Source organism: Bradyrhizobium sp. KB893862 SZCCT0404 (assembly GCF_018130885.1).
Lineage (GTDB): Bacteria > Pseudomonadota > Alphaproteobacteria > Rhizobiales > Xanthobacteraceae > Bradyrhizobium > Bradyrhizobium stylosanthis.
The window spans coordinates 270,381-297,079 of the sequence record NZ_JAFCLT010000006.1; the positions used below are offsets into that span (position 1 = coordinate 270,381).

Below are 26,699 nucleotides of genomic sequence, written 5' to 3' on the forward strand. Positions count from 1 at the left end.
GCATCGTTCCAGAAAGCTCGCCACGGCGAGATTGCGGTCGCTCCCCGTGCGGTCTTGACAGGCCGCTCCATTGTCGATCCAGCCGGCCACGGCGGCCTTCGGTCGGCGAATCGCCCTGCGCAGCAGTCTCCATCAGTCAAACCGTCGGGCAATCGCCCGAAGCGCCTCGATGTTTTCATAGTCCTTGTTGTCTTCTTCGCGGGTCGACGTTCCGTACGCAGGGTTCGCGGACAGCTTGACAGCCACTACCCCTCTCGAAGGATCAACATAGACGTACTGATTGTACACGCCGATCGCGCTAAACTCACCGCGATCACCCGGAGGAAGCCACCATTGATATCCGTAGCCGAGCGGAAAGGCATGGTCTCCGACTATTGTTCTTCCCGCCTGAAGGTGCGGAGCGGCTACCTTCGTCGAAGCAGCCACCCAGTCGGCGGAGACAATCCTGCGATCACCCCACAACCCCTTATTCCGATAGAGTTCACCCAACTTCGCAAAGTCACGCGCGGTCATGTTGAGGCAGGCGTACACCATCTCCCTGCCCTGACCGTCAACCAACCAAAAGCTCGACGATTCCATTCCGAGAGGTTCGCAGAGCTTCTCCTGCATGTAGTCCGAGATTGATCGGCCGGTTGCTGCGACCAATAGCATACCCAGAGCTTGGGTTTCTGCCGAATTGTACCGGCAGATCGTCCCCGGCTTCGCTTCGTTGACCAACGTCGGCACGAAGGCATCAAGCGAACCGCCAGGCATGGACGCCATTCCCAAACGAAAGATTTCAGAATTGGGATCGCTGTAATCTTCATTCCAGCGCGCGCCGGACGACATCTGCAGCACGTTTTTGATGCTCACGCCGGCATATGCCGATCCACCAAACGATGGCACGTACCGATCGATTGCATCATCGATGCTACCGATAAGCCCTTCCCCAAGCGCGATTCCAACAAGCGCGGAGACAAAGCTTTTGGCAACCGACATCGAAATCCAGTGGACGTCGCGACCGCCGGTGAGCCAATACTTTTCAAAGCGAATCTGACCATCCTTGAGAACGAGAAGCGCCGATGTGTGCGTGCCGTCCAAGAGGGCTGCCAAGTCCCTTGCCTGGCCATCAACGAGGTACGACTTCGGCAGTTCGATCGGCGCACCTTGCGGAAAGCTCTTGGCGCGCGTCGACGGCTTCATCTCGCTAGCCGGAAACCAATCCTTCAGCCGCGCGAAATTCTCGTATTGAGGTTGCCCTGTGAAAAGACCAAGCTCAATCATGCTTGTCGGATTGCTCGGCATGCTCGCGTCCCCCTTCGGCGTGTTGTTGCGCAAGCTAGCTCGCGTTCGAAACGCCGAATTGACAAAGTACGCCAAACTCCTTGTAGAGGCCGCTTCCATTGCAAATGCCACCAACAACCCGATTTGCCATCAACGACACTTCGCAACGCATCATTCCGCCAGCTTCGACGCTCGATTTAGGAAGGTAACTGTGGCTACATGAAGCGAAGGAGATGTTCGGGCTAACCGCCAGGGCAAGATCCAGCCACAAGCGAGAGCAGACGACTGATCTGGTAACGGATCCTGACGGACCGGCTAGTTGACGCCGCGTTCCCTGCCCGACCAAAACGGCCTTCTTAGCTCAGTCTTGAGGACCTTACCCGCCGCCGACGTCGGGAGAGGTCGATCCAGGATCTGCACACCGCGTGGGCATTTGAACGCCGCGAGATGCTCCCGACAAAATGCGATGACCTGCTCAGGGGAAAGATCGGCAGACTCTCTCGGCACCACACAAGCGAACACTGCCTCACCCCACGTGTCGTCAGGTACGCCAATGACGGCGACTTCCGCGATCTCCGGCATCAGCGATATCGTGTTCTCCACCTCTGCCGAATAGACATTCTCCCCACCTGTTACGATCATGTCCTTGAGCCGGTCGACGATATAAACGAATCCATCTTCATCCATGTAGCCGGCGTCTCCCGAGTGCATCCAACCGCCGCGCAATACGGCTGCGGTCGTTTCCGGCTGTTGCCAATACCCTTTCATGACGATTGGCCCGCGAACGACCACCTCGCCTGTCGTGCCACGAGGAAGCTCAGCGCCAGCCTCGTCGACGATCGCAACCTCGGCCGTTGCGACTGCCTGACCGCAAGATCGCAGTCGCCCCGACTGGAGATGCTCGGCCGTTGTAAACCGCGCCTCCATCAAAGTCGCAATCGGGGAGAGCTCGGTCATGCCCCACGCTTGCTGAAATCGCACGTGGCCTAACTTGTCCAGGACTCGTTGAAGAAGTCCATTCGACATTGGAGCAGCGCCGAAACAGACACGTTTCAGACTGCTCAGATCAAACTCATCGACTCTCTCATGATTGAGGATCATACTTATCATCGTCGGCACCAGCGTCACGTTGGTGATCCGCGCGTCCTGCACGATGCCGAAAAATGCGAGAGGATCAAACCTCGGCATAAACACGTGCGTGCCACCGAACATCGTTAGGCCGTATGTTGAGCAGCTATCGGAGAGGTGAAACATGGGTGCGGCATGCAGGTAGACGGCGTCGCTCTCAAATCCCATGCCCAGTGACATGTTCAGGGCATTGGTGACGAGATTGGCGTGCGAGAGCATCACCCCCTTGGGACGCCCCGTTGTGCCGCCGGTGTAATAGATACCGGCCAGTTCGTCTCCTCCGCGCAGCCTGTCCGCCGCAGGTTCCGTTGCCGCAATGACTTGATCGAACGGAAGCGCTACTCGCGCATGGGCACCGTCGAATTGAAGAATGGTGCGCATATCTCTCGCCGAGGCGAGGCTTCCGATCATTTCCACGAAATTGTGGTCGACAATCAACGTACGCGTACCTGAATCCTTGAGCAAACCATCGACTTCGGCTGGCGACAGTCGCGTGTTAATTGGCACGACCACTCCGCCCGCCCAAGGAATAGCGAATAGCGCCTCGAAGTATCGGTCATTGTTCAGTGACAGGATCGCTACCCGGTCCCCCGGCTCGAGACCGCTTGCAAGCAGAAAACCGGCAAACCGAGCGACCCTGTCGACTGTTTCCGACCATGTCCGTATCCGTGTCGCGTCAACTGTTGATCGACGCGCTGGGGCAATTTGGCACGCTCGCCGGAGCAACTGGGTCAGATACATGATCGACATGCGTAGCTTCTCAACAGGGAGAGTGGATCCAAGTCGCCGTCCGCTCCAGCAACAATGGATCGAGCTGGCCTTTTGTGCTTATGGCACCGGAACCGCCATTACAGGCTGCTTCAGCTCGGAGCGCCGATTGTCCGTCTTGTATGGGGACGGCGCGACTGTTGCGCGAATGCGCTTTTGGCGCCTGCCTGGATTTCCCCATACGACCTCGACCTCCGTGCCGACCGCGCTCATGTCGAGGTCGATCACGCAATGAGACATCATCTGCCGAAAGGTGTAGCTAAAGCTGCGCGAGGTCGCGACGCCCACCTCTTTTTCCCCCGCCAGGACTGAATTCGCATCCATCGAAAAGCGCTGCTGCCTTGGCATGTCCATGAAATCGTAGGGTTCGCTACCGGCCCGAAATAGGGAGCCCTGAACTTCCCGACAATCGTCGGCATTCCAGATCAACGTCATGATCTTGCGTCGAGGATTCGCGATCTCGCGTTCCAGTGCCGCGCGACCGTAAAAGTCGTGATCAAATTTCACGTTCTTCGACCACCCGAATTCGACGGGACTCCGATACCAGGCAGACACTTGATCCGCCTCAAAGCTTCCGGTCACCTTCAGACAACCGTCAAGCGTCCATTTCCTAAAATCAAGAATGCCGACTCGCTCGCGCTGGAGCAAGTCTTCGTAGAACTCACGTTCATTCGGCTCACACACCGCGGGAAGATAATCGTGCGTCACGGTTGGAAAACACGCTTCGAGATGATTGATCATGGCCGTGCGAGATCCGAGTCGCCTGATCCCTACCTCACTGCCGGCGGCGAGAATTGCCTTGCGCACGTCGCGCGCGTGAACAAGCGGCCCCTGTAGCTCAAAGCCAATCTCGCCCGCCATCCCCTGGCGTAAGAAGAGAGTGGCATGCCCAGCGACTTGGAAGGTGTGTTGATGCATAAACCTGACGTCACGCAGGCGCGGGCCGACAAGCTTCTCTAGCACTTCGACCGAGGACGGACCCTGGACCTGGAACTTGAACTTGCTGACGCGGTACTGCCACTCAGCGTCGTACCTCCCTTTGCGCAGTTGATATTCGAGCCAAGGCGTGACCGGTCCAAGCGCCTGAAACTCAAACGCTTCGACACCAAGACGCATCAAGATTCCTTCACCGATGATCTTGCCATCCTGGTTGCAACAAATGATGTGTTTTGCCTGCCCAATCGCAAATTTTGCGAAGCTGTTGACCGCAAAGTCGGAGAAGAGTTGCAAGGCTTGCGGACCCGACACGTGAAGTTCGTCCAGAAAGGACCATTCGCCGAGATAGCATCCTCTCTTCCAGGACTCGCTCTCGTCGATCCAGTCGGTGTATTCGGGCTTTCCCCAGCCGGCAACCATCTGAGTACCGGAGCGCAGCCGTTCAATCGTCAAACTCATCCGTTCTCTCCTAGTGACGTTCCGCCCGTTTGCTACTGAATCAGCCGGAACTTCCCGCCCTCGACCTTGATGAGGAATGCTGACCGCTCGTCATAGCCGTTGTGATCAACCTTGCTCATGTTCGACAGTCCGTTGTTGAGATAGACGTTCTGCCCCTGTTCAAGCTCATCCCGCAGAGCTGCCCGAAATTCTGACGTTCCAGGCTTGGCCGTCTTCAGCGCTGCTGGCGCGGCTCTTCTGATCAAGGCGACGACATCCCAAAGATGCGCAGCGAAGAGGTTTGGCTTCTGCCCATTCACCGCTTCATAGGCCTTGGCGAATTCTTCCGTGGCCAGCCGAAACGGATTTTGCGGGGGAAGGTCGGCGGCGATCGTGAAAGCCTCGCCGGCGAATATCGCGCCTTCGACGTTTTCTCCCCCAAGCTTGATGAACTCCTCAGTAGCAATACCGTGGGTCTGGAAAATCTTGCCCTGGTATCCCCGTTCGCGGAGCGCCTGCTGCGGCAAGACGGCCGGCGTTCCTGCGGATGCGATGAACACCGCATCGGGATTTGTCGACATTACCTTGAGCGCTTGCCCCGTAACGCTGGTATCAGCTCGCGCGTATACCTCGTGAGTGGTCAAGATCAGCCCGAGAGTAGGAGCCAGGCGGCTGACTTCCTTGTAATAGCCCTCTCCATAACCGTCGGACACACCGATATAGCCCAGTGTCTTAACGCCTGATCTGGATATGTGTTTCAGGATTGCGCTTGCCATCAAGTCATCGTTCGGAACTACCTTGAACGCCCACGCCCGCTTTTCGTCCATCGGTTGAACGATGGCGCTCGCGGCGGCGAGCGACAACAATGGCGTTTTCGACTCCAGAGCGATATCCAGCAGCGGGAGCGTCACCGGCGTCAGCGATGATCCGACCAGAACGTCGACCTTGTCTTGGATTACGAGACGGCGGGCGTTCTGTACGCCCTTGGTGGAGTCTGACTCATCATCCAGCGTGATGTAGGTGATTTTCTCGTCGCCGATTTCCTTTGGCAGAGCGGCAACGGCCCTGGACTGCGGCTGCCCGAGCGCAGATCCCGGGCCCGTTGCCGAAATGACAATCCCAACCTTGATGTCAGCTTGCGCCGGCATCGCCGATAAAATGATCAGTGCGAGCCCACAAAGCCCCGCCTCAACGCCCTTCATCGCAATCCCTCCCCTTTTTCGTGCTTTCTCGCCGCGGCTTCGTCTGACCGTTCCCGCCCCACACAACCAGAGAAAGACGTCCAGCCTCTTCGACGAACTCAGTCGCCCCCTTGAATTAATTGATATTTTACCATTCTATCGAATGATCGATAGAAAACCACAGGAGCCCTATGCCTGTCAAACATCTTCCCCCAAATCCGGACGCCACCCCGCGGTGGACGGCGATGTATCAAAAGGTCCTGGATGCAGCGGCGACTGCCTTCGCGGAGAAGGGCTATGCGGGCTCAAGCATTCGGGACATCGCGGATCATCTCGGTGTTCGGAGTGCGAGCCTCTATTACTATTGGACTTCGAAGGAGGCCGCGTTGGCCGCGGTTTGCGAAACGGGCGTCACCACGTTCATCGCAAACCTGACGCGCGCCGCATCCGAAAACGGCAGTGCCGCGGAGAAGGTTCATGCGGCAATCCACGTACAGTTATCGCCTTTGGCAGAGACACCCTACGCCGACTACATACGCGTGTTTCTTCGCCATCGTCACGAGCTGCCTGATAAGGAGCGTCGGCACATCGTTGCGCTGTCCAAACAATATCAGAAGCTCGTTCACGATATTTTTGCTGAAGGCGTCGCGAGCGGTGAGTTTCGATCGACGCTGAACGTCGAATACGCGGCCTTTGCTCTGCTTGGACTGTGCAATTCAGTGATCAGCGCACGGGTCTGGCCACGTTCGGCGGACATCAACAGCATCATTGATGAATATGCCAGGATCTTCCTTGCGGGAGTGAGTAGCCATGAGCTGCCTGACAACTCCCGAACGAAGCGATGATTTAGACAGTTCAGCATATCTCCGAGCCGTTAGCTATCCGCAACACTTGCAAACGTAGCTTCCCACTCCAAACCCGAAAAGGCCCGTCATGAACTTACTATCGCGTCGCACGAATTCGGATACGGCAGTATGGCAAGCAGTCTTTGAAAACTGCCCAGATTCCATTCTGGTGCTGGTCAACACAAAGATTGTTGCCTGTAACGAAGCTGCGGTTCGTTTCGGTGGCTACCGAAGCAGGGCCGATCTGGTATCTCGTTCGCCAGCCGAGATGGCGCCCGAGTTTCAACCTGACGGACGGCGATCGGCGGACGTTTCCAGGGAGAAGGCCGAACTCGCCTTGAGGGAGGGCTTCACAAGATTTGAATGGGTCTGCAAGACGGTCGATGGCTCGCTGCTGAACGTTCAAGTCGCCTTGGTCTCCGCTGAAATTGACGGGCAGCGTGTCGTCATTAGCTTTCGACGGGACATTTCGGACATCGTCGAGGCCCGAGAGATGAAATCTCGCGCCCTCACCAAGATGGCCGGCGAGTTTGAGCGGGACATCACCTCCATCGCGAGCAACGTCTCCAATGCAGCCAAGGCTGTCGAGGCCACGGCCGGATCTCTTTCTGATGCGGCGGCTCGGACGACCGGACGAATAGCTGAAATTTCCCGGGCATCGGATGAGGCATCGACCAACGTTCAGTCCGTCGCAAGCGCAATTGAGCAACTGACGAGTTCGGTCACCGAGATTAGCCGTCAAGTGAAGCAATCTTCGACGATAGCCGTGGAAGCGGCGAGAGTGTCGGAGCAAACAAACAAGCTCGTCAAGGGGCTCGCTGACGCCGCGCGCAAGATAGGTTCGGTAACCAGCATGATCAACGAAATCGCCAATCAAACCAACCTTCTCGCCTTGAACGCGACTATTGAGGCCGCCCGCGCAGGAGAAGCCGGACGCGGGTTCGCCGTGGTTGCAGCGGAGGTCAAGAGCCTGTCTACCCAGACAGCAAAAGCCACCGACGAGATAGGCTCCCATATTAGCGAAATGCAATCTGTTACGAACGAGACCATCACCGCCATCGAGGCGATCAGCCAAACCATCTCGCAGGTAAACGCAATCTCGTCCTCGATTTCTGAATCCATCGAGCAACAGAGCACCGCAACGCGCGAGATCGCTCGTAGCATTAGCGGCGCCGCGAACGGCACCTTGACCGTGGCCGGCAATATCCATGGTGTCACGGAAACTGCCGATCAAACCAGGCACGCGGCAGGTGAGATGTTTGATGCAGCGGGAAGCCTCGTCAAACAATCCGACGCCCTCGAGCATAGAGTCACCGGATTCATCGCTGCAATTAGTGCGGCTTGAGCGACCCACAGCCTTAGGGTCTGTCAGGTGAGCAGCAACACCTCGTCGCAACCCTGGCTATGAAGTCGGTCGACAATTTCGGCGCGCCGCTGTCGAATCAGGCGGGAGTTTAGGGATCCCTTCTCAGTGATCTCGCCGCTATCGAATGTCGGAGGCTCATTAAGAACGATCGCACGGCCGATGACTTGAGACGCTCCTGATATATGCTTGTTGATTTCGCTTAGAGCCTCCCTTAACTCGTTTCTGTATTGAGCATCCGGCAGACGGCCGGGTCCAGGCACGATCAAAAGCCCAATGTCTTCGCGATCCTCGCCTGTCACCACTACATCCGCCGCTCGCCCCGCCAAGGCCTGTAGCGCCCGGAGCCGAATAGCAGCTGCATCGACCCACGTGCCTGTCGTGAGTTTGAAGTCTTCTCCGACGCGTCCGTCAAACATCACGCCCTGTGCTGCATCATCGGCAACCGCGAGACGGATCGCGTCGCCGGTCCTGAAGAACCCTTCAGAATCGAACGCCATTAAGGTCGCTTCGGGCGCACGGAAATAGCCCTCCATTACGGTTGGTCCACGAACGCGCGCCTCGTACTTTCCCTGACAAGGCACCATTTTGAGCTCGAGTCCCGGCATCGGAACGCCTATGTTGCCTGGAGCAAGCCCGTCACTGTTGACCATGGTGATTGAGGGTGCAGTCTCGGTAAGTCCCCAACTCGTGGTCATCGGAATTGACCGTCCGGCGATGTCTTGCCCCAGCGAGACCAGCTCACGCCAAACGCGCGGAGACAGGCTCGCGCCGGCGTAGAACATCAAAGAGAGCCGGCTGAAGAAGCTGCCCGCAGTGGCCATGTCAGACTGAAGCGCCGGCAGGAGCAACTCGTAACCTTTCGGAACATTCCAATAGAGTGTCGGCTTGACCTCAGCGATGTTGCGCACGGTTTTGGCAATCTCTGCCGGCGTGGGCTTGCCGTCGTCTATGAACAAGGTTCCCGCATATCGTAGCACCGTATTTACAGCGTACGAGCCGCCAAAAACGTGGCTCCATGGCAGCCAGTCAAGAATGACGGGTGAATGGTTGGCCATAAATGGCCAAAGAAGTTCAATCTGGTCGAGCGACGCGCACATCATGCGGTGTGTCGTCGGCACGCCTTTAGGCGTGCCGGTCGAGCCGGACGTAAAGAGGATCTTTGCGACCGTCTCGGGAGCGAGGTCCGGTTGGCTTTCCAGCGTCGGCGATGCGATAAGCTGGTCGAGCATCAAAAATCCGTCGACATCATTCTTCTTCCCGACAACGATGATCCGTCCTCTCATTTCGGGAATTGTTAGGGCACGGCTGAACAGCGCAGCATCTTCCGCAAAGACCAACCCCGGATCGAGGACCTCAATGATGTGGCGCAAGCGGCCTAAATCGCTGCTCAGCGTGGAATAGGCAACCGACACCGGTGTGTATGGAATCCCCGCCATCATCGACGCGAGCGCCATCAGTTGATGTGCGATACTGTTACCTGACAGGATAAGCACTGGTCGCGCGCGCCCCTGAAGTCGTCTCAAGAGAAAAGCGGCGATCCTCTGTGCGTGATCGTGCGCCGTGGCATAACTGATCGTCTGCCAAGGTCCTCCCTCCTGCGCGCGCTGGGCCAGGAAGACCTTGTCGGGGACGGACGCTGCCGCGCGGGCCAGGTAGTCGTGAATCAACGTCGCGCTACACTCAAGGTGCGCCCGCGTCCGCAGCAGGATCGTCCCGTCAGCTTGACGGTCACAATCTACATCGACATGACTGAACTCCAGCTCGCCATATTGACCGCTCACGCTGGCGTTCGCCTCGTTCCTCACTGGCCCTATCTCCATCCCATGCCATTACGATCGAGCGCCAATTCGATTCCGTTCACGCTTTGGCGAACTCTTACTTCTTGATCAGAGGTTAGTTGCCTTTGCCATCCGGTCGGAACGCTTGATCTGCCGGAATCGTCGCAACAACCCGCAAAAGGTCCCACTCAGAGCGCCGAGCTGCACTGCGCGGCTGCGAATATGGCCGCAAATTGGGGCCACTGCCCGTGGGCAGTGGCCCCAGTCACGGGAGGTAAGCAGACGGAGACCGGCCTGCCAGCGGTAGATCAAGTTCGTATACTCACCCGGGCTAGGCGGGCTCGCATCGCGGGTAAGCGGTGACGACCTTCTTCACCGGCAGCGCTTGATGATCAATCGCGATGCCGTCCTTGAAGACCATATGGATGCGACGATAGTTTGCGGTGTCGACCAGGGGATCGGCGTCGAGAACAACAAGGTCCGCGAATTTGCCGGCTTCGACCGTTCCGATGACTTCGTCCTTGTGATAGGCGCGAGCGACATTTCGCGTCGCGGCGAGAAGCATATCCATGGGCTTCATCCCCAACTCGCCCATCGCCTTGAACCAAAGAACATGGTCCTTGCCAAGATCCCAGGGGCGCTCGTGCCTGTCTCCTTCTGGAAGATCCGCGAGAACGTCGGGGTCGGTGCATCCAGCATCCGTGCCCATCAGGATGGGCGCACCGGCCTTAATCAAGCGAATCGTGTTTTCCTTGTGAAAGCCGCCTGCATAACCCGCCATAAATTGGCCGGTGCGTTCCAGGTGGCACTGATAATCATGCGTAACAGGCTGGATTTCGCCCCACACGGTCTTCTTGATCATCTCTTCGATCAAATCATCCGGGATTGGCACTTGTGCAGTGAGCGTACAGTGCATCATGGCGTCCACCCCTAGCGTGATGGCATCGTTGAGGCTTTCGAGCGACGTGGTGTGGCTCAAGAGCGGCTTACCGGCTGCACGCGTCTCCTCTGCGATAACGCGCTGGACACGCGCAGAGAACGTAAGGTGAGGATTGATAGCTTCCGCCAAAATATGGTCGCTGATTGCAAACTTCAAAAGATCGACGCCGGTGGCAAGGTATCCGCGGATGATACTGCGGACCTCCTCCGGCGGGAGCGCGGCCAACCGACGTCCGACCCCGGCTTCGAACATCGCATCCATCCGGTCGCAGAAGGCTCTGGTCGCGACATTGCGCGATGCCTTGCTGAAATCCGCAGAGAATGGCCCCCCCATCCCGACGATGTTACCCGCTGCAAAGATCCGTGCGCCAACGGCCTTGCCGCTGGCGATGCGGTCGCGAGCATAGAGGACGGGCTGGAGCGCATTGTAGGTGTCAAACACGGTCGTCATGCCGCCCGCCAACGCGACCTGCGCCGCCTCCTCGATAACCTCGTGGAGACGTCCTTCGAAGCGTGCAAGATACTCCAGAGTCCCCACGCCGATCATCATCGTCCAGGCATCGAGAAGATGGACGTTGGCGTTGATAAGTCCGGGAATTACATATCGGCCGCTCGCTTCGATTACCTTGGCTCCTTCAGGCGGAGCGGAACCATTGCGAGCACCGACCGCCTTGATACGCCCCTTATCGATCAGGATCATCGCGTTTGGGACGGGCGGTCCGCCGTTTCCGTCGATCAGTGTCGCGCCGACGATTGCTATTTGTGTCACTTGATTTCCTCCTTGGCACTTTGGGTTGACTTGCAGATTCAAACAAGGCTGCCGCAGCCAGCGCGAGGCCCTGGCCGATCCGAGGCAGTTGAAGCGGGTCGCTCGGTAAAAGACCAATCCCCTTGAGAATCGCGCCGCCGAGACCAAGTGAAAACACGGCGTAGGTAGCATCGAACGCTGCCTGCCCTTCCAACTTCGTTTCGCCACTGGAAACTTGGTTTGCGATATCGCGCAAGATCCCGTCGTACAGCTTGAGCAGGCGCGTCTTGAGTGCATCCGAGCGCATTGCAAGGTGCCAGAGCTCGACGACAATCCGGTTAGCACTCTCGTCTGAATAGAATTCCTCAAAGAGTATCGTGACAAATGCCGCGACCGATCCTTTGCATCGGACACGCATGTCCTTCAGTCTGGTCTCCGTATTCGAGACCAGTCGATCGATCAGCAATGATGTCAGCTCATCGCGATTGCCGGCAAAATAACGAACCAGTGAGCGCGGCTGCCCGGCCTCGCGGGCGATGTCTTCCAGCGTGGTATTCGCAAGACCATTCCTAACCACGCAGGCCTCGAAAGCTGCGAGGATCTCGTCCTTCCGTTCGGGCGTTCGGGGTCTCGCCATTCGGCACCTAATCCGCCAACAAAACTGTCACAATTGACAGTTATCGAGCCCGAGTTTCTTGTCAAGACTGACAAGATTGGCGGCTGGACGTCGGAACCTATCTTTTTCGTCCTCTGGCGACGGTAGAGCGGCCGATCATCGCCAGATGGCCGGCCGCTCAAACGCTACTTCTTATTCACCAACGGGCATTGGCTCTCGGACAGCGGCCGGAAGGACTCTTCGCCGGACATTTCCGCGAGCACGCGGTAGAAGTCGCCGCGGTACTTTGAGTCAGAGGGGGACTTCACCTTCATCAGATACGTCTTGTGCATGACCCGGCCGTCAGCACGAATTTCGACGTTCTTGTTATAGAAGTCATTCACCGGGATCTCCCGCATCTTGGCCGCTACAGCCCTGCCGTCGTCGGTCCCTGCGGCTTGCACTGCCTTCAGATAGTGCAATACGGACGCATAGGTCCCAGCGGTCACCAGGTTCGGGATGAAGCCACCGGAGCGCTCCATGAATCTCTTCGCCCAGGTCCGCGTCTCTTCGTTCATGTCCCAGTAGAATGACGTCGTCAGTGTCAATCCTTGCGCAACGGTCAATCCCAGGGTTTCGACATCGTTGATGTAAATCGTCAGACTCGCCAAACGCTGACCGGATTGCACAATGCCGAACTCGCTCGCCTGTTTGATGGCGGCCAAGAGATCCGCGCCAGACATCGCCAGTCCGACAACCTTCGACTTCGAAGCCTGTGCCTGCAGCAGGAAGGAAGAGAAATCCGGGGATCCGAATGGAAACCGCACGCTACCAACCACCTTGCCGCCATTTTCTGTCACAAAGCGACTTGCTTCGTTTTGAAGCGAATGGCCGAAGGCGTAGTCCGTGGTGAGAAAGAACCAAGAATCTCCACCCTGCTTAGTAACCTGGCTGGCTGTGCCCTTGGCGAGGGCGTACGTATCGTAACCCCACTGTGTTGTCGTATCCGAGCAGGCTTTTCCCGTAAGCTCAGTGGTAGCGGCACCCGTAACGAGCAATATCTTGTTGCGTGAACGAGCGATCTCTTGAGTAGCGAGTGCCACCGCAGAACCGGCCAGGTCCGTGATCGCGTCGACACCTTCGGTTTCGAACCATTTTCGGCTCAGCGCCGCGGCGATGTCGGCCTTGTTCTGATGATCTGCTGTAACGACAACGATCGGCTTACCGAGCACCTTTCCGCCAAAGTCGTCGATTGCCATCTGTGTTGCTTCAACAGAGTGCTTTCCGACGAGATAGGAGAATCCCCCGGAGTGATCCGTCAAAACCCCAATCTTCACGACGTCGTCCGAGATCTGGGCATGCACGGCCACGTTTGAGAAGAGCATTGCCGCCGCTACGAGCCCTAGCATTTTTGAGTTCAAGATCATTCTCCCTATAGAGCAGCTAGACAGCCAAGGCTAAATCGCCAGCGCGATGCCGTCGTGGCCCGGGTCCGCTCCGCCATCGAGCCTGGTACCGTCAATTCGTATGCCGTGAACCGCGGCGAATCCAAAGGTGTACGGACTACGAATGACCTCATACCCTTCGGCTTCGAGCTGCCGGGTCGTCCCGTGGACAATCCGATTCGTAACGTCGATCGCGTTACTCGTTGCCGAGAACCGCGCCGCGCTGACCGCTTCAGTCATGGTCATGCCGAAATCAAGCACGTTCAAAATCGCCTGCAATACGCCCATAGCGATCTGCGTTGCGCCCGGAGCGCCTATGACCAGATAAGGTTTGCGGTCACGGAAAATAATCGATGGGCATACTGACGTGAAGCGCGACTTTCCAGGCGCAATACTGCCGGCACGCCCCGGCCGCGGATCGAACACCGCCATGCAGCCGTTGTAGAAGAAGCCAAGCCCGTCGGTGATCACACCCGACGGCATACCAAGCGAGTGCGTCATGCTCACGCAATTGCCGTCGCGGTCGACGACGGAGACATGGGTCGTATCCTTGGACGGAAAGCCGGAGTTGAACCGCGGCACGTCTATTTTGCGACGCGATACGATACGCTTCGCAACTTCGGCGGCATACTCCTTGGAAGCCAGCTTCTCGATAGGAACGTCGACAAAAGCGGGATCCCCGATCGATTGATCTTTGTCAACGGTCGCGCACTTCATCGCCTCGCAAACGATACGAATATATTCTGCGCTATTATGTCCAATACCAGCAAGATCGAAGTGCTCGAGAATGTTCAGCATCTCGACCAGCATCAATCCTCCGCCGGGCGGATTGTTGGTCGTGATATCGAAACCGCGATATGACCCGCGAAGCGGATCGAGCCATTGCGGCTCATAGGACGCAAGGTCCTCAGCGGTAATGAGACCGCCGTGCTTGCGCATGTCACTCGCGATGCGTTGGCCAAGCTCGCCCTTGTAGAAGACGTCCGCGCCCCCCTCCGCAATCAAGCGCAACGTCCTGGCATATTCCGGATTTCGCACCAGATCTCCGACGCGCTTCGGTGTACCGTTCTCTCGGCAGTAGAGCTTGCGGCCCGATGGCGTGTACGAGAGCCGTTCGACGACTGAGGCTCGTCCCATTGTGCCGGGATCCGACCAGAACAATTCAACGTGCGGCCGAACCATCCAGCCGCGCTCCGCCCAGTCGATCGCAGGAGACACTACGTCGCGCCACGGCAGCACGCCAAACTTGGAATGCGCCTCGAAATAGGCTTTCAGCGAAGCGGGGACACAAATCGACTGATAGCCGATATCGTTGACCTTTCCCTTCAGGATGAAACCATACCCGTCCCGAGCTTCCCCTTCGATCAGGTGCTGCCACATCTCCGGCCGGGCCGCCGCGGGCGCCGGAGCATGAAAATCAAGATACTTGTGAACCTTTCTCGAGGGCAGATAGATGCTGGCGCTGCCAAATCCGGCAATGCCAGTCATCAGCGGATCAACGACTCCTTGCACCAGCGCACATGCGACCGCGGCATCAACGGCGTTTCCGCCGGCCTGCAAAATCAAGGCTCCAGCTTCGGCCGCTTCGGCCTGAGCGGCAACAATCATGGCTTCTGACTTGGACATTCTTTCACTCACCTCCAGATCGACCGAGCATGTCGGCCGTCGATCATTCGGCGCTCCCGGCGCTGATCCCAATTGCATTTGACAAGGATCATTTATGCGCGTCCAATACCAATTAAGCGCGAATTGATGCCGTCGCGCTATCAATCAGCCAAGCGAACATCGATGATCCCCTCCTCAATTCTCGCCAAAATTCACTACTTCCTTGCGGTTGGAAACTCGCTGAGCTTTCGAAGGGCCGCGCAAACGCTTCATATTGCCCAGCCGGCGCTGAGCCGGAGCATCCGCCAGCTCGAGCAACAGCTGGGATTTTCTTTGTTTCAGCGCTCGACCCGGCATGTAGCGCTGACCCCAGCCGGAGAAGCGCTCTATCGCGACAGCGTCGATGCCGTACGACGCCTCTCTCTGGCGTGTACACGGGCTCACCAGGTGGCCCAAGGTCTCAGCGGGACGCTTGTTGTCGGCTATTCCACGTTTGCGGCTGTGGGGCCGATGTCGAGCATCATCATCGAGTTTCGAAAGCAATACCCCGGTGCGAACGTATCGCTACGCCTTCTCGCATCGTCTGAACAGCTCACGGCATTTGATGAGGGTGCGCTCGATGTGGGCTTCATGATGTCAAGCGTTTCGACGGCATCCTTGCATACTCACCCGATTTCCAAAGAGCGCCTCATCGCCCTCGTACCGAGCGACCACGTCTGGGCCAAAAGGCGGTCGATCACGCTCGAACGGCTGAGTACGGCGCCGATCGTCGTCGGGACGACCAGCCGTTGGCGCGGCTTTCGGTCACTTATCGATGACATCGCGGCAAAGCGCGGGCTGACCTTTAACATCGTCGAAGAGGCCGACGATGTCCCGGTGCTGCTGCAACTGGTGCGATCCGGGTTCGGCTGCACGGTTCTTGACGCGTCTTTCATCCCAACCCTGCCGCCGGGTATCAAATCGCTTGAGATCAGCGATGTCAGGGCGACGCTCGATATCGCTCTGGCGTGGCGAGCCGACAATCTTTCACCGCTAGCCGAGCGCTTTATCCAGCTTGCAAAAGACTCGATCGCAAAACAGCGCTATAAGCGTTAGTCGCCGCATCAGTCAGCGCCTCGAATGAGGCCCCCCTGCCCGACGCTCGATTGCCTAACCGCGATCGCGGGTCGTCTTTCGAACCAGCGTCGCAATATCGACGCCGAGGCGCCGAGCCGCCTCTCGCTTTGAACCGTATTTCTGAATGCTTTGCTGAATTATTATGTCTTCGAACGCTTTCGTGAGATCCTTCAATGTGCCTTCAGACTTGATGAGATCGGAAACGGGTGGCCCGGCCGTGACAGGGTCAGCACGCACCGACAAAAACGGCTCTGGCAGATCGTCGATCTCCGCAATTTCTCCGGCCACAATGCTCAAATACTCAACCAGGCTACGCATCTCGCGCAAGTTGCCCGGAAAGCTATGGGCAAGGATTGCACTTCTGCATTCCGCTGATAGTTTGAGTTGTGCTCCCCTTGCGCTCGCGACCTTCTGAAGAAGTTGTTGCAGGATTGCTTCCCGGTCGTCGCGTTCACGCAACGGCGGAATGCTCAACGGGAATGTCGCGATACGAAAATAGAGGTCCTTCCGAAATGTTCCCATTGCCATCATCTGGTGCAGGTCCCGATTGGTGGCCCCGATCACTCTCGCCTCGATCTTCTTGCTGACAGCGGATCCGACCGGTTGAATGCTCCCATCTTCCAGAAACTTGAGCAACTTGGCTTGGCTTGCGATCGGAATCTCGCCAATTTCGTCCAAGAACAACGTCCCACCCGCAGCGCTCTCAATGTAACCTCGCTTTCCGCTCTGCAAGGCGCCGGTAAATGCACCACGCTCATAACCGAACATCTCGGATTCAAAGAGAGATTCCGGAATACTGCCACAGTTCACGTGAACAAATGGCCTCACCTTCTCCCCGGCGATGTTATGCAGATGCTTCGCTATCGCTGTCTTGCCGACGCCGGACTCCCCCAACAGCAGGACACGAATGCTCCGCAGATACGCGATCTTTGCCCGTTCGATCCATCTCGAAAGTCCCGGTGGGAAAAGCAGATCGTCGGGTAGGTCAGATGCATTTCGAGTGCCAGCTCGTGACGGTGCAGATCTTTTTCCTTGGTCCGCAACATCGGGGCTTCGCAGCATATAGAGAGAGTATCCGCTAACGCCCGGACCTGTCAGCACAACGCGTCGGACTGCAAAGAACACCTTCCCGGTCGTTTTTACCCTTACGACGCCCTGCGAATGCCCTCGGCCGATTGCCGCCAGGAAATCATCCATATCGAGATCGCATTGCCGCGCATAGGCCGTAAGGGGCAAATGCCTGAAGGACTCCGCACCGCTTTCTCGCCGATCCCCGGCTTGATTGACGACCACAACTGTATCTGCTGCGTCGGTTACGATTACCGGTTCCGCAATCGCATCAATGAACAAACGGAATTGGGCTGAAAGAAGAACTGCCTCGAACTCCTCCGCACCTACATTCGGGCCACCTCGCAAGCCAACACTAAAGGGAGGCAGTTCGGTTGCTCCTGCCATTACAACTGGCCTCCGCCTTCCCCATCGTAGAGCTTTTGTTTCGCTTCAGAGAGCTCGGTCACGTTGCGAATGTTGCCCCAAAGGCGAATAAGAAAGCCATCGACTATGTCTGCGCGAACGTCATTGGATACGTATAGGCTTGTACCGTCATGTTTGCGATCCACGCTAACGGCATCATCCACGGAATAACTGCCATCGATGATATGTCCGACGAACGCTTCATTCTCGGGGCTTCTCGGCCAGTACAGACGGACGCTTTGAGTGCTTAGATCCATGTCTTCCGGTAGCCCATACAATCGCGACAGGGCCGGATTGCACATTCGCCACACCGATTGGTTCTCGAATACTTGCCGAATAATCTCGTCCCGGCCCTGCGTGGTATCGACCGGCTCCAGAAAGACGATTGCCCAGTGCGCCTCTTTTGCATGCCTAATGATGTTCGACAGAAGCATGAAATCGGCGGTGAGCTGATCGTAATGCGATCCCACCTGGCCAAACTCGATTTTTGAAAGGCGCAAGGCCCGCTCACCACCGTCCGCGACGATGGTCGCGCGTGCAACGGTTCGGATTGCCCGGCCCGCCCTTCCGAACATCCGGAGTTCGAGTGTGGCAGCAAAGCCGATCCCAGCATTTCGGCCAAGCATCGCACGTATTTTCTCGACCGACGTTCCATCATACACAGTCTCGATGGAAACCTGGCGCATATCCGTATCTGCAATACCGAGCAGCTCGGACTGTGACGCACTCATCCACCTGACGATGCCATCCTCATCCACAATATCGACCAGGAAGTCTGAATCGCATTGCGCAAGGGCGAAACGATCACCATCAAAAGACAACTCAGAATTGCCCATTTCAGACATGTTGGCTTCCGTCTCCCATCCGCCTGTTCGTCATGTTGCTGGGTCTGCTGCAATCTACGGCGGCAGCCCCTAATATCGCAAGCGCGCTTCTGAGCTCAGCCGGGAGATCGGTGCGGAGGCACACTCCCCGATCTGCGAGTTAAATGACCCAGCTTCGCAAGCATTCCACTTTTCGGCGTTTGGTCCATCCTCTCTGGCCTCTGCTGAAGACCCCGGAGCCCAGAGGCGGAAGCGCATCACCGAAACGTATCCTTCGGGGGCTGCTTTGAAAGCTCCGAATCTGGTCGCGATTTTTCCTCGGCGTCCTTCCCTGCTTCCAGTCCCGGTCTCTTCGCCGGCAAGATCATGCTGAAATCGCCGCAGAACACTACAACGTAGTCACGCTCTTCGTAGACGCCAACCGGCCGAAGCGACGATGCCCAGCGCCTCATACGTCGCAACAGCCCCATGCTTTCTAGTGCCCCAGTTGCGAGATGAACTTGGTGTTCAGATACGCATCGATCGCCTCGCTTCCTCCTTCCGAACCGTAACCGGAGTCCTTTACGCCACCAAACGGAACCTCGGGAAGCCCGAGACCATGATGGTTGATTGACACCATTCCGCTTTCGAAGGCAGATCCGATAGCAGTCGCGATCTTGGAAGATCTTGTATACGCGTAGGCGGCAAGGCCAAACGGCAAACGATTGGCCTCTTTGACCACTGCGTCGAAGTCCTGGAACGGCATAATCGGCGCAAGGGGGCCAAACGGCTCTTCATGCATAATCCGCATCTCATGATTGACGTCGACCAAAACCGTCGGCTTGAAGAAGTTGCCCCTGTTACCAACGCGGGTACCCCCGGTCCTTACTTTCGCGCCTTTTTGAACCGCATCAGACACGAACATCTCCATAGCCTGCAGACGCCGCTCGTTCGCCAATGGACCCATCTGTGTCGTGGCGAGGCGGCCATCTCCGACGGCTATGCTATCGGTTGCGGCCGTAAACCTTTCCACAAACTGATCGAACACCGTGTCCTGGACGAGAAAGCGCGTCGGCGAGATGCAGACCTGCCCGGCATTGCGGAACTTGGCAGCGGCGAGCAAACTTGCGGCGGCATCAATATCCGCGTCGGCAAACACGATCGCCGGCGCATGTCCTCCTAGCTCCATGGTGATGCGTTTCATATGCTGACCGGCTAGCGCGGCAAGTTGCTTGCCCACCGGCGTCGACCCCGTGAAGGTGATCTTTCGAATTACGGGATGAGGGATCAGGTATTCCGAGATCTCCGCCGGCACTCCGAAAACGAGTTGGACGACGTCCTTTGGCACTCCACCGTCGAGAAGCGCTCGAATCAACGCTGCACAGCTTGCCGGCGTTTCTTCCGGGCCTTTTACGATGATTGAGCAGCCAGCCGCGATGGCGGCTGAACATTTCCGTACGACCTGGTTGAGAGGAAAATTCCAAGGCGTAAATGCCGCTACGGGACCGACTGGCTCCTTGACGACCAATTGCATCACCCCCTCTGAGCGCGCAGGAATGATCCTCCCATAAGTTCGCCGTGCCTCCTCCGCGAACCAGTCCATGACGTCTGCAGAATGCAGCGTTTCGATCCGCGCCTCCGAAAGCGGCTTTCCTTGCTCCAAGGTCAGGGTCAACGAGATCTCTTCGACGCGCGTGCGCAGCAGCTCGGCGGCCTTGCGAAGCGCGGCGGACCGCTGCATCGGAGACGTGACCTTCCATTTCCGATAACCTCGGTCCGCGGCCTCGAGCGCCCGGTCCAAATCGCGGCGATCTGCGTGCGCGACCTTACCTATCACCTCGCCATTTGCAGGATTCAACACCGATTGATCGTTGCCAGAGCTGCCGCTCGTCCATTGGCCATCGATTAGCAGTAGGGTATCCGGGTACATTTTCAGTCCAATTGCGCGTTGTGGCGTTGTCGGGTTGCGTCTATGTGCGGGTGAGCGAGGACGCGAGGATGTTCAGGCCCTCGTCAAGTATTGAGTCCTGAATCGTGATCGGCATCAGAAGACGAATGCTATTACCGTGGAGGCCGCAGGTGAGCAGAAAAAGGCCGTTACTCAGTGCAGTGGAAACAACACGCTGGGTTGTCTCCTTGTCCGGCCGAGCTCGGTCGACGTCTTCGACGATGTCAAACGCGATCATTGCGCCCACACCCCGGATATTCTCGATCGGGAGTGAATCATTCCGTTTGCTGATCTCGATGATCCGATCAACCGCTCTTGCGCCGATCACGTTTGCCCGCTCAACGAGCTTCTCGTCGTCGATGACGTCCAACGTCGCCAAAGCCGCAGCACAGGAAATGGGGTGCCCACCATAGGTGCTGCCAAGCCCGCCGACGCCGAGCTTGTCCATGATTTGGTGTCGACCAATAACACCCGCCAAAGGAAAACCGCCGGCGACGGCTTTGGCGACCGTGACAAGGTCCGGCTCGACGCCGCTGTGCTGAATTCCGAACATTCTGCCTGTCCGTGCGAACCCGGTCTGCACCTCGTCTGCGATCAACAGGATTCCGTATTCATCGCAGATCCGCCTGATCTCCTTCAGAAGTTCAGTCGGCGCTTGGTAGAAGCCGCCTTCACCCTGGACGGGCTCAATGATGATTGCGGCGACGCGACTTGCATCGACCTGATACTTGAAGATGCTGCGGAGGTGCTTGATCGAGTCCTCGACCGAAACTTTCTCAGAAGGCACAGGAAATGGCGCATGAAAAACATCCGGGAAGGTCGGCCCAAACCCCTGCTTGTATGGGGCGACTTTTCCGGTCAGAGCTAACGTTGCGATCGTGCGGCCGTGAAATCCGCCGGAGAATGCCACAACGGCCGAGCGGCCAGTGGCTGCACGGGCCAGCTTGACGGCGTTCTCGACTGCTTCGGCGCCCGAATTTACCAGCAAAGTCTTCGCCTTTCCCGAAAACGGTGCGATCTCGTTCAGGCGCTCACACAGTTCGATATAGGGCTCGTATGGAGCCACTTGGAATGAAGTGTGCGTAAAGCGCTCCAACTGCTTCGAGACGGCCGCCATGACCTTAGGATGGCGGTGCCCCACATTCAGCACGGCAATGCCGGCGGCGAAATCGATGTATCGGCGCCCTTCCACATCCCAGATCTCGGCGTTCTGTGCCTTGTCGGCGAACACCGGACACGCATGCCCAATGCCAAGCGGCACGGCGTCCCTACGTCGCGCAAGCAGGCTCTCATTTGTCCCCATTGGTTACTCCATTGATTCGCAGTTATGCGGGGCACGTGCCGCCGCAGATGTTGAGCTTCGTCAGGCTGCTATGGGCAGGACCGGCAATCGGGGCGAGATCCCCAAGATTTGCTCCAGTTGAGCAGCGATTGCGAGCAAGCGACCTTCAGAATGATGTCGCCCTACAATCTGCAAGCCCACAGGAAGCCCGTTGCGCGTGAAACCGCACGGAACGGAAATTGCCGGGTTGCCGGTGACGGTGATCACAAAGGTCATCGACATCCAATCGATATAGGTCGTCATCGCTTGCCCATTGATCTCGGTCGGATAGGCCTTCTCCACGGGGAATGGCGGCACAGAGACCGTTGGGCATACGAGAAAATCATATCGGCCGAAAAAGAGCCGCATGTTCTGGACGAGCCTCGCGCGTTCTCTCTCAGCACGCAGCACCTCGTCAGCCGTCAAACTGAGGCCCTTTTCAACATTCCAGACGATGCTTGCCGGGATCCGGTCACGCTCCTTGCGGACCAACTCGCCTCGCAGCGTGGCGAACAGAAGTGCACGTTGCGTCTGGAACGTATCGATCGCTCCCACCAACTCCGGACAATCTTCCGATACCTCCGCGCCCGCCTCAGTCAACCGCTTGGACGCCGCCAAGGTGATGTCGGCAACTTCCTTGTCGACCTCAGCAAGACCAAGATTGCTTGAGTACGCGACCCTTGCGCCCTTTTGCGGCTCCTTCAGTTGCTCGCTGAAGGACACCGCGGGAGCTGGCTGTGACAGCGGATCATCGAGCACCTGAGCCGACTGAGCATCCAGCATCAGGGCCAGATCGTCGACCGTTCTTGCCATTGGCCCCTCAACCCAAATCGGATCGAAAGGTAGGAGACCATGTCCTCGCGCAACCCGCCCTGGGGTGGGACGCATCCCGACAATGCCGCAATAGCTTGCAGGGATTCGCAGACTCCCGCCAACGTCGCTGCCCATGGCGAGCCAAGCCGTGCCGCTTGCGAGTGCGGCGGCAGCGCCACCGGATGACCCGCCCGCAGACATCCGAAGATCCCAGGGATTTCGCGTCGCACCGTATACTGAATTAAACGTATTGGCACCGGCGAACTCGGGCACGTTGGATTTGGCCATCACAATCCCGCCGGCATTCGACAGAACCCCGACGGAGACATCTGTCTTGGCCGCTCGACTATCCTTGAACAACGGTGACCCGTAGGTGGTCAGTTGTCCCTCGACATCGTTGTATTCCTTTGCAACGAACGGCAGTCCAGCAAGCCAGCCAGGCGATCGTTCCATGTCTGTCGCCGAGAAAGCCCGCGCCGCGGCGCGGGCCTGGTCAAAAAAGCGCACTGGGAGTGCATTGACCGCGCCATCGATCTTCTCGATCCGTTCGATGACAGCATCCATGAGCTCGAGAGGCTTCAGTTCCTTTTTCTTCAGCGCTGCAACAGCTTGCCGCGCGGACAAACGAGTTAGCTCGTCGGATTTTGTCATCTTCGCAACCTCCCCAGTTCAATCAGATGATGTCGATGCACCCAGGAACGCTTGGCCTGGGATCGCCGCGATGAGTTGCCGGGTGTACGCGTGGGTTGGAGCGGAGAACACATTCTGAGTTCGACCCCGCTCCGCAACGCCACCTTGCTTCATTACGATAATCTCGTCGCATAGGCGTGCCGCGACCCGGAGATCATGGGTAATAAACAGCATTGCGACATGAAACTTGTCGCGCACCAGCTCGAAGAGCTCCAGGATCTGCGCCTGAATAGAGACGTCAAGCGCGGACACAGCCTCATCAGCGATGAGAATCTCCGGCTCCATGACGAGGGCACGAGCAATCGCGATACGCTGGCGCTGACCTCCGGAGAACTGATGAGGGTAACGATCGAACGCGCTGGCATCCAGACCGACGGTTCGCAGCATCGATCGCGCCCTTTCGCGAGCTTGCGCATCTGCAACACCATAGTTGGTCGGTCCTTCGACAAGGGTCTGCCCAATCGTCCTCCTCGGGCTCAAGGAGCGAAACGGATCCTGATGCACGACCTGGATCTTCTGTCGATATTTCCACAGCGCGGCGCCGTTGAGTGGCGCGATGTCGACGTCGTCAATCCTCACCTCGCCGGAGTCGGGCGCCATGTAGCGGGCAACGCACCGCGCGGCCGTCGATTTTCCCGACCCGGACTCTCCGACAATCCCGAGCGTTGTCCCCCGACGCACTTCGAAACTCAGCGAGTCCACGGCCTTTACAACCCGGCCCCTCCCAAAGATCCCTCTTTCGCCGAAGCACTTGGTCAGATTGACGGCGCGAAGCGCAACGTTTCCGGAGCCGATCTCCACGCTTCGCGGCCGCAACCGTGGAACGGCCGCAATAAGCGCCTTCGTGTAGTCGTGCCGAGGTGAGTAAAGAACGGACTTCGTGTCGCCTTGCTCTACAATCGTTCCGCTCTTCATCACGATGACCTGGTCGGCGATATCGGCCACGACACCAAAATCATGCGTGATGAATAGAACCGCCGTGTTGCGCTTCTGTTGTAGCTCCTTCAGGAGCTTCAGGATCTGCGCCTGAGTGGTGACGTCGAGTGCGGTCGTCGGCTCGTCCGCAATGAGCAATGACGGTTCCATCGCCAGCGCCATCGCGATCATGACGCGTTGGCGCTGCCCGCCTGACAGTTGATGCGGATATGCCTTCGCGATCAGTCGCGGCTCAGGCAGATGCACGTCGGACAGGAGCTCAATGACGCGACCCTTGCGTTTGCGCAAGCTACCCCACCCATGGGTCTTGAGCGCCTCCTCAATCTGAAAGCCGATCCTGTGAACGGGATTAAGTGCCGTCATAGGCTCTTGGAAGATCATCCCCATGCGACCTCCCCGGAGCTGTCGCAAGCGTCGATCGCTCGCCGCAAGCACATCTTCTCCCTGCAGAAGGATCTGCCCCGCTTCCAAGGGAAGCTCGTGGAGACGCATGACCGAAGCTGCCGTAACGGACTTTCCGGATCCGGACTCACCTACGATGCAAACGGTCTGCCCCGCGTCAATCGTCAGCGATAACTCTCGGACCGCGTAGCCGCGATCGCCCTTACCCGGCAGGCGAACCGACAGACCCGAGATCTCCAGGACCGGCACTCGATTGCCCGCGACCATGTCCGATTGACTCATAGCGCGATCTTTCCGCGGTTACGCGGGTCAAGCGTATCCCTCAAATGGTCACCTAGAACGTTGACAGACAAAATCGTGGCAGCCAGGAAGAAACCCGGATAGAGGATGATCCATGGCGCGCGCTGGAAGACGGCGCGTCCATCCGCGATTACGTTCCCCCATGTAGGCACCTCGGCAGGCGGCCCGGCGCCAATGAAGCTCAACGTCGCTTCGGTTAGCATCGCCGCAGCGAAGATGTACGTTCCCTGCACGATGATCGGCGCCAGCGTGTTGGGGAGAATGTGCCGCCAAAGCACCTTCACGGTGGGTGTCCCGACGCCAATTGCCGCCTCTACAAAGGGCTCTTCCCGGATTGACAGCGCGACACCTCGCACGAGCCTTGCCACTCGCGGCACTTCGGGAACCGCGATCGCGACAATTACGGTAAGCACCCCGGTGCCGGATAAGGACACGAGCGCGATCGCCAGCAGAATGCCGGGGATGGCCATGACACCATCCATGATCCGCATCAAGATCTTGTCGAGTGCGGGAAAATAGCCGGACAGGAGCCCGATGCCGATGCCGACCGCAAGGGAGACCACGACTACGCTGGCACCAATGAGAAGCGCGACCCTCCCACCATAAATGACGCGCGTCCACACGTCGCGGCCGAGCATGTCCGTCCCCATCCAGAATTCCGTCGTTGGCGCACGGAGCCGAAACTGCGGCGCCAGCTGGATGGGATCAAATTTCGTCAGTAGAGGAGCGGCCACAGCGAGGACGATCACCGCGACGAGCACGAGACAACCAGCGATAACGGGCACGCTCCCCATGCCCGCGTCTTTCATTTTATCGGAGATAGCTTTCATGGTCAGTATTTGATCCGAGGATCAAGGATCATATAAAGGAGATCGATGACGAGATTGACGGCAACATAAGCGAGCGACAGCGCAAGGATCACGCCTTGGATAACAGCGTAATCCCGACCGAGGACTGCATCGACGATCAGTCGACCAAGGCCCGGCACGTTAAAGACCGTTTCTGTCACGACAACGCCGCCGATCATCAGTGCAAATGCGACGCCGATGACGGAGACGATGGGAATGGCAGCATTGCGGAGCGCATGTCGCGTCAAGACGACAATACGAGGCAGGCCTTTCGCGTAAGCCGTTCGAATGAAGTCCGCCGTTAGAATTTCGAGCATCGCCGTTCGTGTGATGCGCGAGAACAGTGCGACATAAATGAAGCTTAGCGTCAGCGTCGGCAGCGCGATGTCACGTAGAAACGGCAATATGCCTTCACTGATCGGCGTATACCCCTGAACTGGCAGCCATTGCAGCTCAACGGAAAATATCAGGATCAAAATGTATCCGAGTACAAATACCGGCGCGGAGAATCCGACGACGGATGCTCCCATGATCGTACGATCGAGCCATTTACCCTTGTTGGCGGCCGCGGCGACACCAAGTGGTACACCGGCGATCACCGACAGGAGCAACGTCGTCGCGGCCAGCGATGCCGTCGGGCCAATCCGGTCCGCGATCATCGTCGTGACTGGCAACCCCGATACAATGGATTTTCCGAGATTTCCGTGCAGGAGCTGGAGCCCCCAAATGTAAAGCTGCTCTGGGATCGATCTATCGAGCCCCAGTTCTCGCGTGATGGCCGCAATCGTCTCGGGCGTCGCATAATCCCCCGCCAGAATGATCGCCGGGTTTCCAGGTGTCATGCGCAAAAGGCAAAAGACCAGGATCGCAGATATCGCTACGACAGGCAGTGTCACCAGAACTCTATATACAACTAGCCTTATCATACTCTCTCTGGTCCGATTGCTTGGCCTTCAGGGCCTCGACTTAATTCATTCCATTTGCCGCACATGGAGCGCCTCAAACGCGATGCCG

At 57.7% G+C, this 26,699-nt stretch carries 20 protein-coding genes; 3 read left to right on the top strand and 17 right to left on the bottom strand.

Annotated features, from left to right (window positions below):
* Nucleotides 1-132 precede the first annotated feature (132 nt).
* The 4 genes from JQ617_RS24505 to JQ617_RS24520 all read right to left on the bottom strand — a co-directional run bounded on the left by JQ617_RS24505 (nt 133) and on the right by JQ617_RS24520 (nt 5,735).
* Nucleotides 133-1,284 carry a serine hydrolase domain-containing protein gene (locus JQ617_RS24505; RefSeq protein WP_212028522.1) on the bottom strand — a complete coding sequence of 384 codons (1,152 nt, stop codon included), beginning with the start codon at nt 1,282-1,284 and terminating at the stop codon, nt 133-135.
* Nucleotides 1,285-1,578: 294 nt separating this feature from the next.
* Nucleotides 1,579-3,141: an acyl-CoA synthetase gene (locus JQ617_RS24510; protein ID WP_249157452.1), complete on the bottom strand. Its 1,563-nt coding sequence runs from the start codon at nt 3,139-3,141 to the stop codon at nt 1,579-1,581.
* A gap of 78 nt (nt 3,142-3,219) precedes the next feature.
* Nucleotides 3,220-4,554 carry an aminomethyl transferase family protein gene (locus JQ617_RS24515; RefSeq protein ID WP_249157454.1) on the bottom strand — a complete coding sequence of 445 codons (1,335 nt, stop codon included), beginning with the start codon at nt 4,552-4,554 and terminating at the stop codon, nt 3,220-3,222.
* 32 nt (nt 4,555-4,586) lie between these two features.
* Complete coding sequence (locus JQ617_RS24520) at nt 4,587-5,735, bottom strand: ABC transporter substrate-binding protein (protein WP_212028523.1); 1,149 nt, start codon at nt 5,733-5,735, stop codon at nt 4,587-4,589.
* A 224-nt stretch (nt 5,736-5,959) separates the two neighbouring features.
* On the opposite strand from JQ617_RS24520, the gene JQ617_RS24525 reads away from it, so the two are divergent.
* Together JQ617_RS24525 and JQ617_RS24530 are read left to right on the top strand one after the other, a co-directional pair.
* Nucleotides 5,960-6,559: a TetR/AcrR family transcriptional regulator gene (locus JQ617_RS24525; RefSeq protein ID WP_212028524.1), complete on the top strand. Its 600-nt coding sequence runs from the start codon at nt 5,960-5,962 to the stop codon at nt 6,557-6,559.
* An 88-nt stretch (nt 6,560-6,647) separates the two neighbouring features.
* The gene (locus tag JQ617_RS24530; protein WP_212028525.1) at nt 6,648-7,904 is read left to right on the top strand and encodes a methyl-accepting chemotaxis protein; all 1,257 of its coding nucleotides are present in this window, start codon (nt 6,648-6,650) and stop codon (nt 7,902-7,904) included.
* Nucleotides 7,905-7,927: 23 nt separating this feature from the next.
* Here JQ617_RS24530 and JQ617_RS24535 read toward each other — a convergent pair whose 3' ends face one another.
* The 5 genes from JQ617_RS24535 to ggt all read right to left on the bottom strand — a co-directional run bounded on the left by JQ617_RS24535 (nt 7,928) and on the right by ggt (nt 15,056).
* The gene (locus tag JQ617_RS24535; RefSeq protein ID WP_212028526.1) at nt 7,928-9,706 is read right to left on the bottom strand and encodes an AMP-binding protein; all 1,779 of its coding nucleotides are present in this window, start codon (nt 9,704-9,706) and stop codon (nt 7,928-7,930) included.
* Between the two features lie 328 nt (nt 9,707-10,034).
* The gene (locus JQ617_RS24540; RefSeq protein WP_212028527.1) at nt 10,035-11,411 is read right to left on the bottom strand and encodes an amidohydrolase family protein; all 1,377 of its coding nucleotides are present in this window, start codon (nt 11,409-11,411) and stop codon (nt 10,035-10,037) included.
* Complete coding sequence (locus JQ617_RS24545; RefSeq protein ID WP_212028528.1) at nt 11,326-12,027, bottom strand: TetR/AcrR family transcriptional regulator; 702 nt, start codon at nt 12,025-12,027, stop codon at nt 11,326-11,328. Before JQ617_RS24545 ends, JQ617_RS24540 begins: the two co-directional genes overlap by 86 nt.
* 164 nt (nt 12,028-12,191) lie before the next feature.
* Entirely contained in the window at nt 12,192-13,406 is a 1,215-nt protein-coding gene (locus tag JQ617_RS24550; RefSeq protein WP_212028529.1) for an ABC transporter substrate-binding protein, read from the bottom strand.
* A gap of 36 nt (nt 13,407-13,442) precedes the next feature.
* The gene (ggt, locus tag JQ617_RS24555) at nt 13,443-15,056 is read right to left on the bottom strand and encodes a gamma-glutamyltransferase (RefSeq protein ID WP_212028530.1); all 1,614 of its coding nucleotides are present in this window, start codon (nt 15,054-15,056) and stop codon (nt 13,443-13,445) included.
* Between the two features lie 126 nt (nt 15,057-15,182).
* Here ggt and JQ617_RS24560 point away from each other — a divergent pair, with 126 nt between their 5' ends.
* The gene (locus JQ617_RS24560) at nt 15,183-16,130 is read left to right on the top strand and encodes a LysR family transcriptional regulator (protein ID WP_249157458.1); all 948 of its coding nucleotides are present in this window, start codon (nt 15,183-15,185) and stop codon (nt 16,128-16,130) included.
* A gap of 54 nt (nt 16,131-16,184) precedes the next feature.
* On the opposite strand, the gene JQ617_RS24565 is transcribed toward JQ617_RS24560, so the two are convergent.
* The 8 genes from JQ617_RS24565 to JQ617_RS24600 all read right to left on the bottom strand — a co-directional run bounded on the left by JQ617_RS24565 (nt 16,185) and on the right by JQ617_RS24600 (nt 26,611).
* The gene (locus JQ617_RS24565; protein WP_212028531.1) at nt 16,185-17,606 is read right to left on the bottom strand and encodes a sigma 54-interacting transcriptional regulator; all 1,422 of its coding nucleotides are present in this window, start codon (nt 17,604-17,606) and stop codon (nt 16,185-16,187) included.
* Nucleotides 17,606-18,469 (bottom strand): PAS domain-containing protein, encoded by an 864-nt coding sequence (locus JQ617_RS24570; RefSeq protein ID WP_212028532.1) that lies wholly within the window; start codon nt 18,467-18,469, stop codon nt 17,606-17,608. The genes JQ617_RS24565 and JQ617_RS24570 overlap by 1 nt, the downstream gene beginning before the upstream one ends.
* Before the next feature lie 454 nt (nt 18,470-18,923).
* A complete protein-coding gene (locus tag JQ617_RS24575; protein ID WP_212028533.1) occupies nt 18,924-20,357 on the bottom strand; it encodes an NAD-dependent succinate-semialdehyde dehydrogenase in 1,434 nt (477 codons plus the stop codon).
* A 40-nt stretch (nt 20,358-20,397) separates the two neighbouring features.
* A complete protein-coding gene (gabT, locus tag JQ617_RS24580; protein ID WP_212028534.1) occupies nt 20,398-21,678 on the bottom strand; it encodes a 4-aminobutyrate--2-oxoglutarate transaminase in 1,281 nt (426 codons plus the stop codon).
* A 60-nt stretch (nt 21,679-21,738) separates the two neighbouring features.
* Nucleotides 21,739-23,160: an amidase gene (locus JQ617_RS24585; protein ID WP_212028535.1), complete on the bottom strand. Its 1,422-nt coding sequence runs from the start codon at nt 23,158-23,160 to the stop codon at nt 21,739-21,741.
* Nucleotides 23,161-23,178: 18 nt separating this feature from the next.
* Entirely contained in the window at nt 23,179-24,819 is a 1,641-nt protein-coding gene (locus JQ617_RS24590) for a dipeptide ABC transporter ATP-binding protein (RefSeq protein ID WP_249157460.1), read from the bottom strand.
* Nucleotides 24,816-25,667 (bottom strand): ABC transporter permease, encoded by an 852-nt coding sequence (locus JQ617_RS24595; protein WP_212028536.1) that lies wholly within the window; start codon nt 25,665-25,667, stop codon nt 24,816-24,818. Before JQ617_RS24595 ends, JQ617_RS24590 begins: the two co-directional genes overlap by 4 nt.
* Nucleotides 25,668-25,669: 2 nt before the next feature.
* A complete protein-coding gene (locus tag JQ617_RS24600; RefSeq protein ID WP_212028537.1) occupies nt 25,670-26,611 on the bottom strand; it encodes an ABC transporter permease in 942 nt (313 codons plus the stop codon).
* Nucleotides 26,612-26,699: the final 88 nt, after the last annotated feature.